Source organism: Curvibacter sp. CHRR-16 (assembly GCF_018474005.1).
GTDB lineage: Bacteria > Pseudomonadota > Gammaproteobacteria > Burkholderiales > Burkholderiaceae_C > Allorhodoferax.
Genome location: NZ_JAHCSH010000005.1, coordinates 207,197 through 222,814, shown reverse-complemented (window position 1 = coordinate 222,814; position 15,618 = coordinate 207,197). Strand labels below are relative to the sequence as shown.

Here is a 15,618-nt window from a genome sequence, read left to right as displayed (position 1 = left end):
CTTTATAACAATTAATTAAATGACAGATTTTTCACGAATACTGGTCAGCACTTTTTCTGCAAAAGTTTCGATGGCCATCACGCCCAAATCCGCCCCACCCCTTGCTCGAACAGCGACTTGACCTGCGGCCATTTCTTTATCGCCAATTACAAGCAAATAAGGTATTTTTTGCAACGAATGCTCACGTATTTTAAGTGTGATTTTTTCATTGCGAACATCCAAGTTCACACGCACCCCTTGCGCTTGCAGTGTTCTCGCGACGTTGCGAGTGTATTCTGACTGCGAATCGGTGATATTTAGCACTGCAACCTGTACAGGGGCAAGCCATACGGGCAAAGCACCTGCGTGCTGTTCAATCAAAATGCCAATGAAGCGCTCTAAACTGCCAACAATTGCACGATGCAGCATGATGGGGCGATGGCGTTGACCATCTTCTCCAACAAATTCTGCGTCTAAGCGCTCTGGCAAATTGGGATCCACTTGAATAGTACCGCACTGCCATGGACGACCCAGTGCATCTTTGAGCGTGTACTCGATTTTCGGACCGTAAAACGCTCCCTCTCCCGGCAAGTATTCAAAGTCACAACCAGAAGCATGCAAACCTTCTGCCAGCGCATTTTCTGCACGATCCCAGCTTTCTTCGCTGCCAATACGCTTTTCAGGGCGAGTAGATAGCTTGTAAATAATGTCGGTAAAACCAAAGTCTTTATAGACCTTTTGAAGCAACGCCGTGAAAGCCGTGACTTCGGACTGTATTTGGTCTTCAGTGCAAAAAATATGGCCATCATCTTGTGTGAAACCGCGCACACGCATGATGCCGTGCAAGCCCCCTGTGGGCTCATTGCGGTGGCATTGACCGAACTCTCCAAACCTCAGCGGCAAATCGCGGTAGCTCTTAATGCCTTGCTTGTAGATAAGGATATGACCGGGGCAGTTCATCGGCTTGAGCGCATAGTCACGCTTTTCCGACTCGGTCGTGAACATGTTCTCACGGTACTTGTCCCAATGGCCAGTTTTTTCCCACAGCGTTTTGTCGAGGATTTGAGGCCCTTTGACTTCCTGATACCCATTGTCGCGGTACACACGCCGCATGTACTGCTCCACTTCTTGCCACAAAGTCCAGCCCTTGGGATGCCAGAAAACAGTGCCAGGAGAGTGCTCATCCAAGTGGAATAAATCCAGTTCACGTCCCAATTTGCGGTGGTCACGCTTCTCAGCCTCGTCCAGCATGGTGAGGTAACTCTGCAAATCTTCTTTGCTAGCCCACGCCGTTCCGTAAATACGCTGCAATTGCTCATTGCGGTGATCACCACGCCAATAAGCACCAGCTACTTTCATGAGCTTGAAGAAACGCAACTTTCCAGTACTGGGTACGTGAGGGCCGCGGCACAAATCCTCAAAAGCACCCTCACGGTAGAGAGAGACCTCTTCACCAGCTGGAATGCTTTGGATGATCTCGGCTTTGTATTTTTCACCAATAGAAAGGAAGTACGCCACCGCCTCATCGCGTGGCAGTACACGGCGCAATACAGACTCATCCTTGGCAGCCAGTTCTGCCATTTTTTTCTCGATGAGAGCCAAATCTTCCATGGTGAATGGACGATGGAATGAGAAGTCGTAATAAAAGCCGTTCTCCACCACGGGGCCAATGGTTACTTGCGCTTCTGGAAACAACTCTTTCACGGCGTAGGCTAGCAAATGAGCTGTCGAATGGCGAATAACCTCCAGACCGTCTGTATCCTTACCCGTCACTATGGCTACTTTTGCATCTTTTGACACGGTGTAGCTGGTATCAACCAACTGGCCATCCACCTTACCGGCAAGAGCGGCTTTGGCCAAACCTGAACCAATTGATGCTGCAATTTCAGCGATAGAAACAGCCTGTGCATACTCGCGCACAGAGCCATCGGGCAAAGTAATGTGGATCATTTTTTCTTCAGTAAAAGGTCTATTTTATCGGCGCTTGTTAGAGCCACAGCTTGCGCATACCAGAAGAGCGTGTTGTAAAGCGCTCTTGGGCTGATTGCTCCAACACACCCACCTGCACAGAGGCTGAATACACGTTGGTTTTCAACCAATGCAAAGTAGCATCCAAGGCATCGGAAGTGATATTCACCGTCCAGCACCGCTCGTCAGCATTCCAACGGTAGCCCGCTTGGCGCAAGGTGTCCTTGGCTGTGAATGGTGCTTGCAGTGCGTACACCGTCAAATAACGGGTGTGGCAACGTTCCAATACGTGTTGTAGGGCCGTATTTTCAGTCAAGCTCGTGGCTGCCAAAACCGCCAACAAGGCATGGCAATCAACCTCTGCACGGTGTGCGGCATAAAACCACCCGTGGTGTGCTGCCAAATCCTCCAAGCGCGCCGACTTGAGCCCTGAGGCTTTCCAATCCACGTCGGCCAACGAGCAAGCCCAATTGACTTGGGCAAATGGGGGCAAGCGACGCTCCACAAAGGGTCTGTCAAAAGCTGCATTGTGCGCGATCACGACGTCTGCGCCATCCAGCAAGTTGGCAATGCGTGCTTCATCGAGTTGCTGACCTTGGACATCTTCGGCGCGAATACCGGTAATGGATGTAACGGCCTCAGTGATGGGAATGTCCGGGTCTTCCAAACCGTCATAGACCTGTACATCTCCCACAGGCAAACCAGTGCGCATATCAACCGCTACTCGCAACATAGCCAACTCGATGATGCGGTCATTGGCAGTATCCAAGCCGGTGGTTTCGGTATCCAAAATCACCACCTGGCGCAGGGCATGGGCACGAACTGCGTCGGCAGAGATTTCGCCCCAGTGCAGACGCGGTTGCAAGCGGCGAAGCACCTTGTAATCAGGGTGCTGCTCCAGTGCTTGCGCCATCTCTTCAGGCGATATGGCAGCAGGCGCGGTGCGCTTTTTGCCTTTGGATACCGGCTTTGGGGTGGAGGCCAAAACCGGCTCTAGGTCGCTAAACCCGAGTCCTAATTGTTCTGCGTGCATGGTGAGGAAGCGGTTAGCGTTTTTTGCGAGGTGGCAAGCCCGTGTGCTGGGTTAGCAGGCGTCCCGGCTTAACACCGACAGGTGTGCTGTTTTTTCGACGGGCAGACTGGTAAGAGCCATCTGTCATGGGCTGGTAGGTCGGAATCAAATGGTGTTTTCCATTACCAATCAGGTCTGCGCGCCCCATCGCCTTGAGCGCTTCGCGCAGCATGGGCCAGTTGTTGGAGTCGTGATACCGCAAGAAGGCCTTGTGCAGGCGGCGACGCTTTTCGCCGCGCACGATGTCTACTTTCTCGGCCCGAGAGCTATCGCGGCTAATGCCCTTGAGCGGATTGAGTCCCGAGTGGTACATGGCCGTAGCGGTGGCCATAGGGCTAGGATAAAAGGTTTGCACTTGGTCTGCACGAAAGCCATTGCGCTTGAGCCAGAGCGCCAAGTTCATCATGTCTTCATCGCTGGTACCTGGGTGGGCGGCAATAAAGTAAGGGATAAGAAACTGCTGCTTGCCAGCCTCAGCACTGAACTTCTCAAACATTTGCTTGAAACGGTCATAGGTGCCAATACCGGGCTTCATCATCTTGGACAAAGGCCCTTGCTCTGTGTGCTCCGGCGCGATTTTTAGGTAACCACCGACGTGGTGTGTCACCAGCTCACGTACATACTCAGGCGAGCGCACAGCCAAGTCATAACGCAGCCCCGAGCCAATCAAAATTTTCTTGATGCCCTTGAGCGCACGGGCGCGGCGGTATAGCTGGATCAAATGACTGTGGTCGGTACCCAAGTTGGAACAAATGTCTGGGAATACACAGCTGGGTTTACGACAGGCAGCCTCAATTTCAGGGCTCTTACATCGCAAACGGTACATATTGGCCGTGGGTCCGCCCAAGTCGGAAATAGTACCGGTGAACCCCTGCACCTTGTCCCGAATGTCCTCAATTTCACGAATGATGGAGTCTTCCGATCGGCTTTGGATGATGCGGCCTTCGTGCTCGGTGATAGAGCAGAAAGTGCAGCCACCGAAGCAGCCTCGCATGATGTTGACCGAAAAGCGAATCATCTCCCACGCAGGAATCTTGGTCTCCCCGTCGTGGCGCCCGTTTTTATCGGCATACAAGGGATGGGGACTGCGCGCATAGGTCAAGTCAAACACATAGTCCATTTCCGCTGTGGTAAGGGGAATTGGCGGCGGATTGATCCACACCTCCCGCTTGGTAGCCCCCTCCCCGTGCGCTTGTACCAAAGCACGGGCATTGCCAGGATTGGTTTCTAGGTGCAGCACACGGTTGGCATGGGCGTACAGCACTTGATCGCTCTTGACTTGCTCGTAGCTTGGCAGGCGAATAACCGTGCGTTCGCGCGGGGTCATCAAGCGGCCGCCCTTGGCACGTTGCAAACCGTGGATTGACACCACTTTTTCAGTGGCTACCGCTGTATTGGCTGCACCTTGCGGATCGCACACCTGCCCTTGGGCTGCAGCCTGCTCTTGCTCCATGAGGTAGGGGTTGGGAATGGCATCAACAGCCCCGGGTCTATCTACTTCGGTGGAGTCGAGTACAAACCACTCATCCAGACCTGCTGAATCGTCACGGCGCACAAAAGCGGTGCCCCGCACATCGGTGATATTGTCAATGGGCTCTTTGGCGGCCAAGCGATGAGCCACCTCCACCAATGCGCGTTCTGCGTTGCCATAGAGCAGCAAGTCGCATTTGCTATCCACCACAACAGAGCGGCGAACTTTTTCACTCCAATAGTCGTAATGTGCAATGCGGCGCAAGCTGCCTTCAATTCCGCCCAGAATAATGGGCACGTCCTTGTATGCTTCGCGGCAACGCTGGCTGTACACAATGGCAGCGCGATCAGGGCGCTTACCACCTACATCACCGGGGGTATAGGCATCGTCAGAGCGGATTTTGCGATCAGCCGTATAGCGGTTGATCATGGAGTCCATATTGCCAGCTGTTACCCCCCAAAACAGATTGGGTTTGCCCAGCGCTTTAAACGGCTCGGCACTGGTCCAGTCGGGCTGGGCAATGATGCCCACGCGAAAACCCTGCGCTTCCAGCAAGCGGCCAATCACGGCCATACCAAAACTCGGATGGTCTACATAGGCATCGCCCGTGACGATGATGATGTCGCAGCTATCCCAGCCCAGCTTGTCCATTTCAGCACGGGACATGGGAAGAAATGGAGCCACGCCAAAGCGATGGGCCCAATATTTGCGATAAGCCGTCAAGGGTTTGACGGACTTTTTCGTCATCGGATCGAGGATGTCTGTGGAACTCATGCAAAAACCAAGGGTAAGTGAGTAGTGTAAGCGGTAGCCCTTCTTGGATAGGCATCTCCTAAACACAACACCGCAATTAAGGGACATAGTAGGACTGCTATTTGCAGCATTTTCAGCATGTAAGATTTGTCCATGGTCGATACGACTTCCACTTTGTTTGAGCGCTTGCCTATTGGTGTGTACCGTTTCACACCGGATGGACATTTACTGCATGCCAACACCACGTTTTGCCTCTTCAATGGCTTTAACAATGTGGAAGAACTGCGTGCTTGGTTGGAAAAACACCCGGAAGCACCGTACGTTCAACCGGATCGTCGGCAGACCTTCTGGCGCATGCTCATGCGCGACAAGCAGGTGTACCGGTTTGACTCCGAGATGTACCGGCTCAAAACTGGTGAACTGATGTGGGTGCGAGAACATGCCTATTTGGTCGAAGACAGTGATGGCAAGCCCCTGTACTGCGAAGGCACCCTCGAAGACGTCACCACAGAGTACATCGCTCGCTTTTACGTCAAACAAAACGAATCATTACTGCGCCAAGTGCTGCAAACCATGCCCGGCAATGTCTGGCTGCGCGATTTGGATGGGGTCTTCATTGCCGCCAATGACGCGTATGTCAAATCCTTGCACACCACGCATGACAAATTGATTGGCAGTCGCCTGCACGACCACATCAATCCAGTGACAGCCGATGCTATGTACCAAACTGACATATGGGTGCTGCAACGTAACGCATCTATCACCTATGAAGAACAATCGCAGGTGGATAACGAGTTGCTCCCCCATCTGTTTGAAGTGACCAAAGTGCCACTGCACGACGATGATGGCAACATCATTGGCGTACTGGGGGTTTCCAAGGACATACAAGACCGAAAGACTGCCGAAAACCTGCTACGCGAAACCACTGAGCAGCTAGAACTGGCGCTGATGGGGGCTGACCTAGGCCGCTGGAAATTGCGCATCGGGGCCGATATGGGTTTTAGCGTGGATGCCCGCACCTGCGCGATATTGGGCTATCCGGAGTCGGTATCGCAAGAAGTCAGCTCATGGGTCGATTGGATACACCCAGAAGACTGGAGCGATGTCATGACGCAGTTGCAACAGCATCTGCGAGCCCCACAAGCTGGTGTATTCCAAGGCGAATACCGCACAGCCAACGTCCATGGTGATTGGGTCTGGGTCAGTTTGCGTGGCAAAGCGGTGCAGTTTGACAAAAATGGAAGCGCCCAGTGCTTGGTTGGCACCCTTATGGACATCTCGGAGCGCAAGCAAGCAGAAGCCCAACTGCGCGCCACGCAGGCTGAATTGCAAGCCACCTTGGCAGCCGTTCCCGATTGGATGTTTGAGTTCGATGCGCAAGGAACGTTTTTGGCCATCCACTCCCAAGGCAGCAGTGCCGCCAATAGCGCCAATCTGGCCTACTACCGCTTGCACACCTCGGTGGTGGACACACTCCCCCAACATGCCGCAGATGTGTGCATGCAAGCAATTCGACAGGCCGAACAAGATGGCGCTTCGTATGGGCTGCAGTATGCGCTGGAGGAGCAAGGTTCTCCCGCTTGGTACGAACTGTCGGTGGTGCGCAAAGAAAAGCAAGACAACGAAGATCTGCGCTTTATTGCTATAGCCCGCAACATCACAGCGCGCAAACTCAGTGAAGAAGCCATGGCCCATTTGGCCTACCACGACCCTTTGACGGGGCTACCCAATCGCCGCGTCTTGATGGATCGCCTGCACAAAGCGATTGCCCAAAATCAGCACAAGAGCGAACACGCAGCCCTGCTCTTCTTGGACTTGGACCGCTTCAAGCACATCAATGACACGCTAGGCCATGAGGTGGGTGATTTGCTCCTAAAAGAAGTGAGCAAGCGACTGCAGCACAACGTGCGCTCGGTGGACACCGTTTCACGCCTAGGCGGAGACGAATTTGTGGTCTTGATTCAAGAGTTGGCCCAAGAGCGTGCGCTGGCCCAAGAGCATGCCTTGGTGGTGGGTGACAAACTGCTAAGCGCCCTCAACGCTCCCTATGTGCTCGACCAAACGCATTTGGTGACCACGCCCAGCATTGGGTTGGTGCTATTTCACGCGGAGGTCACAGACCCCACCGAATTGCTCAAGCAGGCCGATGCAGCCATGTACCAAGCCAAAAAACGGGGGCGCAACAACGTGTGCCTGCACGGCTAAGCCCTATACAGTCATCAGTACGCGAGCCACGCTATCGGGCAAGCGGCATGGCTTCCAACTAGCCTGCTCGACGCAGCCAATACGCACCGTGCTTTCAGCCAATAGTGCATCCCCGTTGCGCACGGTTTGCCGCACCACAATGCTGGCCGCACGCTGCTCCAGCAAGCTCACATCCACAGTCAACAAGTCATCTAAACGGGCGGATTTTTTGTACCGGATGTTCACATCGAGCACCACGAACACCACACCGGTGTCAGCTTGCAACTGCAGCTGCTCTACCCCCAAATGGCGCAACCATTCAGTGCGGCAACGCTCCATGAATTTGAGGTAGTTGGCGTAGAACACCACGCCTCCAGCGTCAGTGTCCTCCCAGTACACGCGAAGGGGCATCGCGTATTGCCGGGCGTTTATTGGCTCATCCATGCGCTTTAGCGAGGGCCCTCAAAGAATATGTAGTTGCCAGCGTAGTCACTGACCTCAAAATACACCTTCTTTTCACCGGGATCGGCTTGCATATTGAGGTTTTCGTCCAAGACGCCATAACCGTAGCGGTAAGGGCGTGGCTTGCCATCCTCGGTGCCCATAGCGGTAGAGAGTTTGTCGATGTGTATGAAACGGCGCACCAACTTGTCCCCAGCATAAAACTCCAGCACGCCATTGGTGCCCGTCCAGTTCTGGATTTCGCGGCCAATTTTGTTCTGCTGCTCTTGCGTACATCCCATAAGAAAAATGGCCACAAAGCCCGTCAGCATTGCTGAAGAAGCTATCTTTTTCATAGCAATCACCCCGTTTTTCGTTGGCGCAGTGCCTCGTACAAACACACACCACTGGCCACCGAGACATTCAGACTTTCCACGGCGCCTTGCATTGGAATACGCACTAGCTGGTCACAGGTTTTGCTGGTGAGTTGGCGCATACCTGCACCTTCAGCGCCTAGTACCAAGGCTACTGGCCCTTTCAAATCCACTTGGTACACGTCATGCGTTGCTTGGTCGCTGGTACCAATCACCCAGATATTGCGCTCCTTGAGCTCATTGAGCGTGCGGGCCAAATTGGTCACCATGAAATACGGCACCGTTTCGGCGGCACCACTGGCCACTTTGGCCACGGTGGCATTGATACCTGCAGCATGGTCTTTGGGCGCGATGACACAGTGTGCGCCGGCACCATCTGCTACGCGCAAGCAAGCGCCAAGATTGTGTGGATCGGTCACCCCATCGAGCACCAAAATGAGGGTCGGCTGGTCTGCTGGCAGGCTATCGAGTAAATCGTCCAGCGAATGGACTTGCGCAATCGGGTTGACCCGTGCCGCTACACCTTGGTGCCCATGACTGCCTGCCAATTTGGCCAAGCGCATGCCGTCAGCTTCTATGAGCCGCAGCCCCGCTTCTTGGGCACGTTGCACAAACTGGCGCATGCGTGCGTCACGGCGGCTCGGATCGACATAAATTTCGACAATGGATTGGGGCGCTGTTTTGACGCGCACACCGACGGCGTGAAAGCCGAACAATACTTTGGCTGAAGACATGGGGGGATTATCAGTCAGCCGTCACATGCCCAGCTGCAACTTGGATGCGGCGGCTGCAACGCTGGGCCAGTTCACGGTCATGGGTGACCAAAACCAAGGTGGTGTGCTGCTCGGCATTGAGTTGCAGCATCAACTCCATCACAGCTTGTCCTGTGGCGTAATCCAAACTACCCGTGGGTTCATCGGCCAACAGTACCTGCGGCTGTACCACGAAAGCCCGTGCCAAGGCGACGCGTTGCTGCTCCCCACCAGACAAGACCTTGGGATATGCATTCATACGCGCAGACAAGCCCACGCGTGCCAGCATGTCTTGCGCTCGTTCGCGGGCTTTGGCTACACCCACCAACTCCAAAGGCAGCATGACGTTTTCGACCGCACTCAAATGGGCCAATAGTTGGAAGTTTTGGAACACAAAACCCATGTGCCGAGCACGCAAAGCAGCGCGCTCGTCCTCCGACACAGCGAACATGTCTTGACCTGCGAGCTTGACGGTTCCCTGTGTCGGAACATCCAAACCAGCCATGATGGAGAGTAAGGTACTCTTACCAGACCCCGAAGCCCCCACAATCGCCACGGTCTCGCCCGCAGCAAGGCCAAAATGGATGTCGTGCAGAATGGGCAAAGTACCCGTGGAATCTTGCACCGTCTTGTATACGTGCTCTACCGAAATGATGTTGTCTGCCATGCTTTTCTCTGAAAAATACCGCCGCATAGTGCACTACTGCTTGTTGTCCCTTGCGGCGTGGTGGGCTATGACCACTGCCCTGCCCGCTTATGCCAACTCCGCTAACAGCGTGGCAAGCACCCCCCGCATCTTGGTGCTGGGGGACTCTCTGAGCGCCGAATACGGGCTACCACGCGGCAAAGGGTGGGTGGCTTTGTTGGAGCAACAACTGCAGCAGCGGCACATTGTCGCTCAGGTTATCAATGCGAGCATCAGCGGAGAAACCACCGCTGGCGGACGTAGCCGCTTAGCGACTTTGTTAGGGCAGCACAAACCCAGCGTGGTGGTGATCGAGTTGGGTGCCAACGATGCACTGCGCGGCTTGTCGCTGGAAATGACACAAGCCAATCTGCAAACCATGGTGGGCCAAGCCAAAGCGGCTGGGGCCAAGGTGCTGCTTGTGGGCATGCAAGTCCCCCCTAACTATGGGCCAGATTACACCCAGCGCTTTGCCAAAATCTTTGAGCAAACTGCCAAACAAGAGAGGGTGTCTTTAGTTCCGTTTTTACTTGATGGCGTAGCCAATGCTGCCAATACAGAGCAGTTATTCCAAGCAGATCGCATCCACCCAACAGCGCAGGCCCACCCCCGCATTCTGCAAAACGTGTGGCCCAGTTTACAAAAACTGCTAGCGGCTCGCTAAGAGCGACTGGTGCATAGCCTCCAAAGCCTGCATGAGGTCGGCTTGCAGGTCGGCAACCTCTTCCAATCCGATGGAAAAGCGTACCAACGTGCCTTTGGCTAAATGCGCTGGCCATGTTGTGCGCATAGTTTCTAGCTCATAGGGCACTACCAAGCTGATGGGGCCACCCCAGCTATAACCTAGCTTGAAAAGGCGCAAAGCATCGCAAAACGCATCGACAGCATGCTGGGGGTAACAGGCATCGATGATGACGCTGAACAGACCTGCTGCTGTGCCTACTGCACTGCCACACAAAGCTTTCCAGTCTTGGTGACCGGGGGATGTTTCTAGGGCTGGGTGCAGCACTTGCACAAACTCGGGCTGTTTTTGAGCCCAGCGTGCCAATGTGCGAGTAGCAGCATCGTGCGCTTGGTAGCGCAATGCCATGCTGGGCAAGCTGCGCAGAACACTCTCGACATCGTTCATGCCCACGCCAAAACCAAAACGCATGTGAGTTAGCTTGAGCTGGTGGTGCAGTGCTGCGTTGCGTGTGATGACGCTGCCCATGAGTACATCACCGCCACCACTGGGGTATTTGGTCAGCGCATGGGTGGAAATATCCACCCCTACAGAATGCGGGCCAGACTCGGCATCCAAGTCAAAAGGACGAAATGCCAGTCCAGCACCCCACGTATTGTCCAAGGCCGTAAGCACTTTGCGGCGCTGGCAAACGCGCACCATTTCCAATAAGTTGGGAAACTCCAAGGTGACCGATCCTGCCGCCTCTAGCCAAACCAGCTTGGTACGGCTGGAAATTTGGGCTTCTAAGTCCTCTGGATCCATAGGGTCGTAGTACTGGTGCGTGATGCCCCAGTTGCGCAGCTCCCCTTCGGCAATCGCTTTATTGGGTCCGTAGGCGTTGTCAGGGATCAGGACTTCATCGCCCGTTTTGAGCAGAGACAGCGCCACCAGCCCCAGTGCAGCCAAGCCGCTGGGCACCAGCAGGCATTGCAAGCCGCCCTCTAAGGCGCACAGGCGCTCTTCCAGCAGGTAGCTGGTCGGGGTGCCATGCAAACCGTAGGTGTAGCCCGATTTGTCCATCCAGCGGCGCGTGCGCATAGCTTCTGCCGTCGGGAAAAACACCGTGGATGCCTTGAATACGCCAGGCTGGGGGGCTGCGTATTGCGCAGGAGGAACATAAGGGTGGTGAATTAGCTGGGTGCGTGGATCCAGCTTGCTGTCCCAGTCAGTCAATCAAACGCTCCATTTTTCAATCAACTGCTGCGGACGCATGGCGTCATAGCCTTCGAAAGGCTGGTGAATCCATGGGTTAGTGGGCAAGAATTCCACCGAGTAATCGGGTGTGAAGACAGATACTTCTTTAGTCCAAATCACCGCACTGCGCAGCTCGGTAATCGGTGGATAGTTGTTTTTGAGCTGGTCAATCACTGCACGCAATGTGTGCCCAGAATCAGCCAAATCGTCAACCAACAGCACGCGTCCAGCAATTTCCCCTTTGGGCGTGGTGATGTAGCGGGCGATGTCCAAAGCGCCTTGCTTCGTACCAGCATCGGCACGGTAGGAGCTGGTGGACATGATGGCCAAAGGCTTGTCAAACACCCGCGAGAGGATATCCCCAGGGCGCATACCACCGCGCGCCAAGCACAAAATAGTGTCAAACTCCCAACCTGACTGGTAGACCTTAATGGCTAGCTTTTCAATCAAGTTGTGGTATTCGTCATAGCTAACGTACAAATGCTTTCCGTCTTCAGTCAACATCGGTGCGCTCCTTCTTATTCAGGCAGAAAGGGATGGTGCATCATGATCGTGTGATCGCGATCGGGGCTGGTCGATACCAAGTGAATGGGTACCCCAGTGACTTGCTCAATGCGCTGGAGATACAGGCGTGCATTAACAGGCAGCTTGTCAAACTGGGTCACACCCACGGTGCTGTCTGTCCAGCCTTCCATCACCTCGTAAACAGGTTTGCAGCGCTCAATGTCGTCGGCCCCCAAAGGAAGAATATCTATTTGCTCTCCATCGAGTTCGTAGCCAATGCACAGCTTCAACTCAGACAAGCCATCAAGCACATCCAACTTGGTGAGACACAAACCGGTCAAACCATTCACTTGGGCAGAGCGCTTGAGCAAAGCAGCATCGAACCAGCCGCAGCGGCGTGAACGACCTGTAGTCACGCCCTTTTCCGCGCCTACAGTGCTCATATGGTAGCCAGGTGTGCCGGGCTTTTCCCATTCCAACTCAGTAGGGAATGGCCCGCCCCCTACACGGGTGCAATACGCCTTGGTAATGCCCAGCACATAGTGCAGCATACCGGGGCCAACACCTGATCCAGCAGCTGCATTGCCAGCCACACAGTTACTGCTGGTCACATAGGGGTATGTTCCATGATCCACATCCAGCAAAGTACCTTGGGCACCTTCAAACAGGAGGTTGGCCCCAGTGCGGTGCGCTTCATTGAGTTCACGCGACACATCCGCAATCATGTTCCGGATGATGTTGGCGTGCTCCATCGCTTGGGCATAGACCGGTTCAAATTGGATGCGCCCATTGGCCATAAAAGGCTTGAGCACATCACCAAAGTCGAAACTTTCTGACCCCAAGAACGTGGTCAATACATGGTTGTGCAAATCCAGCAACTCATGCAGTTTGGCCGCGAAGCGCTCTGGGTGCTTTAAGTCTTGCACGCGCAAAGCGCGGCGGGCAATTTTGTCTTCGTATGCCGGGCCAATACCGCGGCCCGTTGTACCAATTTTGGCATTGCCGCCCTTCTCTCGCGCCACTTCACGCGCCAAGTCCAAGGCCATATGAAAGGGCAATATCAAGGGGCAGGCCTCACTGATACGCAAGCGCGAACGCACTTCGACACCGGCTTTTTCAAGACCTGCGATTTCTTCCAACAACTTGGCCACCGACAGCACCACACCGTTGCCGATATAGCACTTCACGCCGGGGCGCATGATGCCGCTTGGAATCAAATGCAAGGCGGTTTTCACACCATTGATAACCAAGGTATGGCCGGCGTTGTGACCACCTTGGAAGCGCACCACCCCTTGGGCGCTCTCAGTCAGCCAATCGACCAACTTGCCTTTACCTTCATCGCCCCATTGGGTACCGACTACTACTACATTGCGACCTTTGACTGCGTTCATTGCTAATGTCTCGCTGGAAATGGCTTAAACAGCCTGGACAACCCATTGACCGCCAGCCATCACCAGCTCACGATCACACTCAAACTCATCTACTTCACTTTCATGTCCCGGAAGGACACACACCACCGTCTCGCCTTGGCGGCGCAACTGGGCTATTGCTTGGCGCAATGCTGGCTCCTCTCCCCATGGTGCGCGTATGGCGGCACGCAAAGGCTGCTGCGCGACTGCATTGGCCAGTGCTTTGACATCCAAACTAAAGCCCACAGCTGGGCGTTTACGGCCAAAAGCAGACCCCACTTCGTCGTAACGGCCTCCACGGGCTACCGCATCGCTACTGCCGGGCACATACAACGAAAAACGCATGCCGGTGTAATACCCGAATCCACGTAAGTCGGCCAAATCAAAGGTAGTGCGCACAGTTGGCGCATGCAGGGACAGCCATTGCAACTGCTCCAGCGCCTCGTGAACACCTGGCAACGCTGGCAATACAGTGCGTGCTTTAGCCAAAATGCTGGCATCTCCGTATAGCTGTGGCAGTGCCAATAAGCCTTGGCGAATGGATTCAGGACAAGCTACAAGCAGCTGGGCCAAGGTCTCAGAGTCTTTGGCGCTCAAGGCTGCATGAATCGCTTCGCGCTGCCCCTGTGGTACTGCCGCTGCGTCCAGCATGGCTTGCACTACGCGGACATCAGCCATATCGAGTGTGACCTCTGACAAGCCAACCGCTTGGAGCGCATCCAACGCCAATGTCAATACTTCCAAATCCGCCTCTAGACCGGCATGCCCATACAACTCAGCACCAAATTGCAATGGTTCACGGGTAGCAAAGGGAGCTGCAGGATGGGTATGCAGCACCGGCCCGCAATAGCACAAACGGGTCACTCCTATGCGATTTAGCAAATGGGCATCGATGCGTGCCACTTGCGCTGTGGAGTCGGCACGCAAGCCAAGGCTTTTGCCAGATAACTGGTCAACCAGCTTAAAGGTTTGCAGATCCAGTGTCTGGCTGGTGCCAGACAGTAGGGATTGCAGATGCTCCAACAAAGGAGGAATAACCAACTCGTAACCATAGCAGCGGGCCATGTCGAGAAGGTTGCGACGTATTTCTTCGATGTGGCGCGCCTCTGAAGGCAGCACATCGGCAATGTGATCCGGTAGGACCCAAGCAGACATGGGAAAACTGTGCAGCTATTAAAAAGCGGATTCTACCGGGTATGGCTGTCACTTTTTCCCTGGAACGCTGGAAGCACCGTTTCGCATGACTTTGAAAAAATCCGTATTAGAGGGATCTAAGACCATCACGTCAGACTTGCTCGCAAAACTTGCCTTATAGGCTTCTAGGCTGCGATAGAACTGGGCGAACTGCGGATCCTTGCCAAAAGACTCAGCGTAAATACGTGAAGCCTGCGCATCCCCCTCGCCTTTGATTTGCTGAGCCTCTTTATAGGCATTGGCGATAATGATTTCCCGCTGACGATCGGCATCGGCACGAATTTTTTCACCTTCCGCTCCGCCAGTTGAGCGCAATTCATTGGCAACGCGCTTGCGTTCAGCCTCCATGCGTCGGTATACCGATTCGGTAATGGCTTCCACATAGTCCACTCGTGTCAGACGAACATCCACAATATCCACACCCCAAGGTTTACTGCTTTTAACAGCATTCAACACCTCTTTTTGGACGTCACTCATGAGCGCCTCTCGCTTCAAAGACAACAAATCTTTGACGGTACGCTTGTTGATTTCTTCTTGAAAAGCGTTACGCACCACTCGATTGAGCTGCGTGGCTCCAGCCAACTCGGTCAAACCAACGTTGCGAATATAGTTGGATGGATCTGTGATGCGCCATCGCACATACCAATCAATCACCACACGCTGTTTTTCTGCTGTCAGCATGGGCTCGGAGTCGGTGCTATCCAAGGTGAGTAGACGCTTGTCAATGTAGTTGACGTTCTGAAAAGGCACAGGCAGTTTGACGTGCAAACCTGGCTCCGTCACCACATCGGTGATTTGTCCAAATGCGTACACAACGCCAAACTGGCGCTGATCCACCACAAATAGCATGGAGCTGGCCACGAGCACAGCCACCACAGCAGAAATCACATAAACAATGGCTTTTTGCATGGCAA

At 54.1% G+C, this 15,618-nt stretch carries 14 protein-coding genes; 2 read left to right on the top strand and 12 right to left on the bottom strand.

The window, feature by feature from the left end:
• Positions 1-15 precede the first annotated feature (15 nt).
• From thrS to KIK84_RS12765, 3 genes are read right to left on the bottom strand one after another with little or no spacing between them, the layout of a single operon-like run.
• The gene (thrS, locus tag KIK84_RS12775) at positions 16-1,929 is read right to left on the bottom strand and encodes a threonine--tRNA ligase (protein ID WP_214123482.1); all 1,914 of its coding nucleotides are present in this window, start codon (positions 1,927-1,929) and stop codon (positions 16-18) included.
• Positions 1,930-1,966: 37 nt separating this feature from the next.
• The gene (locus KIK84_RS12770) at positions 1,967-2,980 is read right to left on the bottom strand and encodes a 3'-5' exonuclease (RefSeq protein ID WP_214123481.1); all 1,014 of its coding nucleotides are present in this window, start codon (positions 2,978-2,980) and stop codon (positions 1,967-1,969) included.
• 13 nt (positions 2,981-2,993) lie between these two features.
• A complete protein-coding gene (locus tag KIK84_RS12765; RefSeq protein ID WP_250207956.1) occupies positions 2,994-5,264 on the bottom strand; it encodes a YgiQ family radical SAM protein in 2,271 nt (756 codons plus the stop codon).
• A gap of 132 nt (positions 5,265-5,396) precedes the next feature.
• On the opposite strand from KIK84_RS12765, the gene KIK84_RS12760 reads away from it, so the two are divergent.
• The gene (locus KIK84_RS12760) at positions 5,397-7,448 is read left to right on the top strand and encodes a sensor domain-containing diguanylate cyclase (protein ID WP_214123480.1); all 2,052 of its coding nucleotides are present in this window, start codon (positions 5,397-5,399) and stop codon (positions 7,446-7,448) included.
• A 3-nt stretch (positions 7,449-7,451) separates the two neighbouring features.
• Here KIK84_RS12760 and ybgC read toward each other — a convergent pair whose 3' ends face one another.
• Genes ybgC through KIK84_RS12740 form a run of 4 tightly spaced genes read right to left on the bottom strand, consistent with a single transcriptional unit; the run spans position 7,452 to position 9,661 of the window.
• A complete protein-coding gene (gene ybgC / locus KIK84_RS12755) occupies positions 7,452-7,871 on the bottom strand; it encodes a tol-pal system-associated acyl-CoA thioesterase (protein ID WP_214123479.1) in 420 nt (139 codons plus the stop codon).
• A gap of 5 nt (positions 7,872-7,876) precedes the next feature.
• Positions 7,877-8,224 (bottom strand): hypothetical protein, encoded by a 348-nt coding sequence (locus tag KIK84_RS12750; protein ID WP_214123478.1) that lies wholly within the window; start codon positions 8,222-8,224, stop codon positions 7,877-7,879.
• 5 nt (positions 8,225-8,229) lie between these two features.
• Positions 8,230-8,976: a 23S rRNA (guanosine(2251)-2'-O)-methyltransferase RlmB gene (rlmB, locus tag KIK84_RS12745; RefSeq protein WP_214123477.1), complete on the bottom strand. Its 747-nt coding sequence runs from the start codon at positions 8,974-8,976 to the stop codon at positions 8,230-8,232.
• A gap of 10 nt (positions 8,977-8,986) precedes the next feature.
• On the bottom strand, positions 8,987-9,661 hold the full coding sequence (locus KIK84_RS12740; RefSeq protein WP_214123476.1) for an ABC transporter ATP-binding protein: 675 nt from the start codon (positions 9,659-9,661) through the stop codon (positions 8,987-8,989).
• A gap of 67 nt (positions 9,662-9,728) precedes the next feature.
• Here KIK84_RS12740 and KIK84_RS12735 point away from each other — a divergent pair, with 67 nt between their 5' ends.
• On the top strand, positions 9,729-10,343 hold the full coding sequence (locus tag KIK84_RS12735) for an arylesterase (protein WP_250207955.1): 615 nt from the start codon (positions 9,729-9,731) through the stop codon (positions 10,341-10,343).
• Here the strand turns inward: KIK84_RS12735 and KIK84_RS12730 are convergent.
• The 5 genes from KIK84_RS12730 to hflC are packed head-to-tail and all read right to left on the bottom strand — an operon-like array spanning position 10,329 to position 15,613.
• On the bottom strand, positions 10,329-11,576 hold the full coding sequence (locus KIK84_RS12730) for a PLP-dependent transferase (RefSeq protein ID WP_214123474.1): 1,248 nt from the start codon (positions 11,574-11,576) through the stop codon (positions 10,329-10,331). The genes KIK84_RS12735 and KIK84_RS12730 overlap by 15 nt on opposite strands.
• Positions 11,577-12,101 (bottom strand): phosphoribosyltransferase, encoded by a 525-nt coding sequence (locus tag KIK84_RS12725; protein WP_214123473.1) that lies wholly within the window; start codon positions 12,099-12,101, stop codon positions 11,577-11,579.
• A gap of 14 nt (positions 12,102-12,115) precedes the next feature.
• Positions 12,116-13,492, bottom strand: a complete 1,377-nt coding sequence (locus tag KIK84_RS12720) for an adenylosuccinate synthase (RefSeq protein ID WP_214123472.1) — start codon at positions 13,490-13,492, stop codon at positions 12,116-12,118.
• Between the two features lie 24 nt (positions 13,493-13,516).
• Entirely contained in the window at positions 13,517-14,665 is a 1,149-nt protein-coding gene (locus tag KIK84_RS12715; protein ID WP_214123471.1) for an ATP phosphoribosyltransferase regulatory subunit, read from the bottom strand.
• A gap of 48 nt (positions 14,666-14,713) precedes the next feature.
• The gene (gene hflC, locus KIK84_RS12710; protein ID WP_214123470.1) at positions 14,714-15,613 is read right to left on the bottom strand and encodes a protease modulator HflC; all 900 of its coding nucleotides are present in this window, start codon (positions 15,611-15,613) and stop codon (positions 14,714-14,716) included.
• Positions 15,614-15,618: the final 5 nt, after the last annotated feature.

Excerpts from the sequence above, each read along its gene's own strand:
- KIK84_RS12750 (WP_214123478.1), bottom strand. The coding sequence starts at position 8,224 with ATGAAAAAGATAGCTTCTTCAGCAATGCTGACGGGCTTTGTGGCCATT.
- KIK84_RS12735 (WP_250207955.1), top strand. The coding sequence starts at position 9,729 with ATGACCACTGCCCTGCCCGCTTATGCCAACTCCGCTAACAGCGTGGCA.
- rlmB (WP_214123477.1), bottom strand. The coding sequence starts at position 8,976 with ATGTCTTCAGCCAAAGTATTGTTCGGCTTTCACGCCGTCGGTGTGCGC.
- KIK84_RS12725 (WP_214123473.1), bottom strand. The coding sequence starts at position 12,101 with ATGTTGACTGAAGACGGAAAGCATTTGTACGTTAGCTATGACGAATAC.
- KIK84_RS12740 (WP_214123476.1), bottom strand. The coding sequence starts at position 9,661 with ATGGCAGACAACATCATTTCGGTAGAGCACGTATACAAGACGGTGCAA.
- KIK84_RS12765 (WP_250207956.1), bottom strand. The coding sequence starts at position 5,264 with ATGAGTTCCACAGACATCCTCGATCCGATGACGAAAAAGTCCGTCAAA.
- KIK84_RS12760 (WP_214123480.1), top strand. The coding sequence starts at position 5,397 with ATGGTCGATACGACTTCCACTTTGTTTGAGCGCTTGCCTATTGGTGTG.
- KIK84_RS12720 (WP_214123472.1), bottom strand. The coding sequence starts at position 13,492 with ATGAACGCAGTCAAAGGTCGCAATGTAGTAGTAGTCGGTACCCAATGG.
- KIK84_RS12715 (WP_214123471.1), bottom strand. The coding sequence starts at position 14,665 with ATGTCTGCTTGGGTCCTACCGGATCACATTGCCGATGTGCTGCCTTCA.
- thrS (WP_214123482.1), bottom strand. The coding sequence starts at position 1,929 with ATGATCCACATTACTTTGCCCGATGGCTCTGTGCGCGAGTATGCACAG.
- KIK84_RS12770 (WP_214123481.1), bottom strand. The coding sequence starts at position 2,980 with ATGCACGCAGAACAATTAGGACTCGGGTTTAGCGACCTAGAGCCGGTT.
- ybgC (WP_214123479.1), bottom strand. The coding sequence starts at position 7,871 with ATGGATGAGCCAATAAACGCCCGGCAATACGCGATGCCCCTTCGCGTG.
- hflC (WP_214123470.1), bottom strand. The coding sequence starts at position 15,613 with ATGCAAAAAGCCATTGTTTATGTGATTTCTGCTGTGGTGGCTGTGCTC.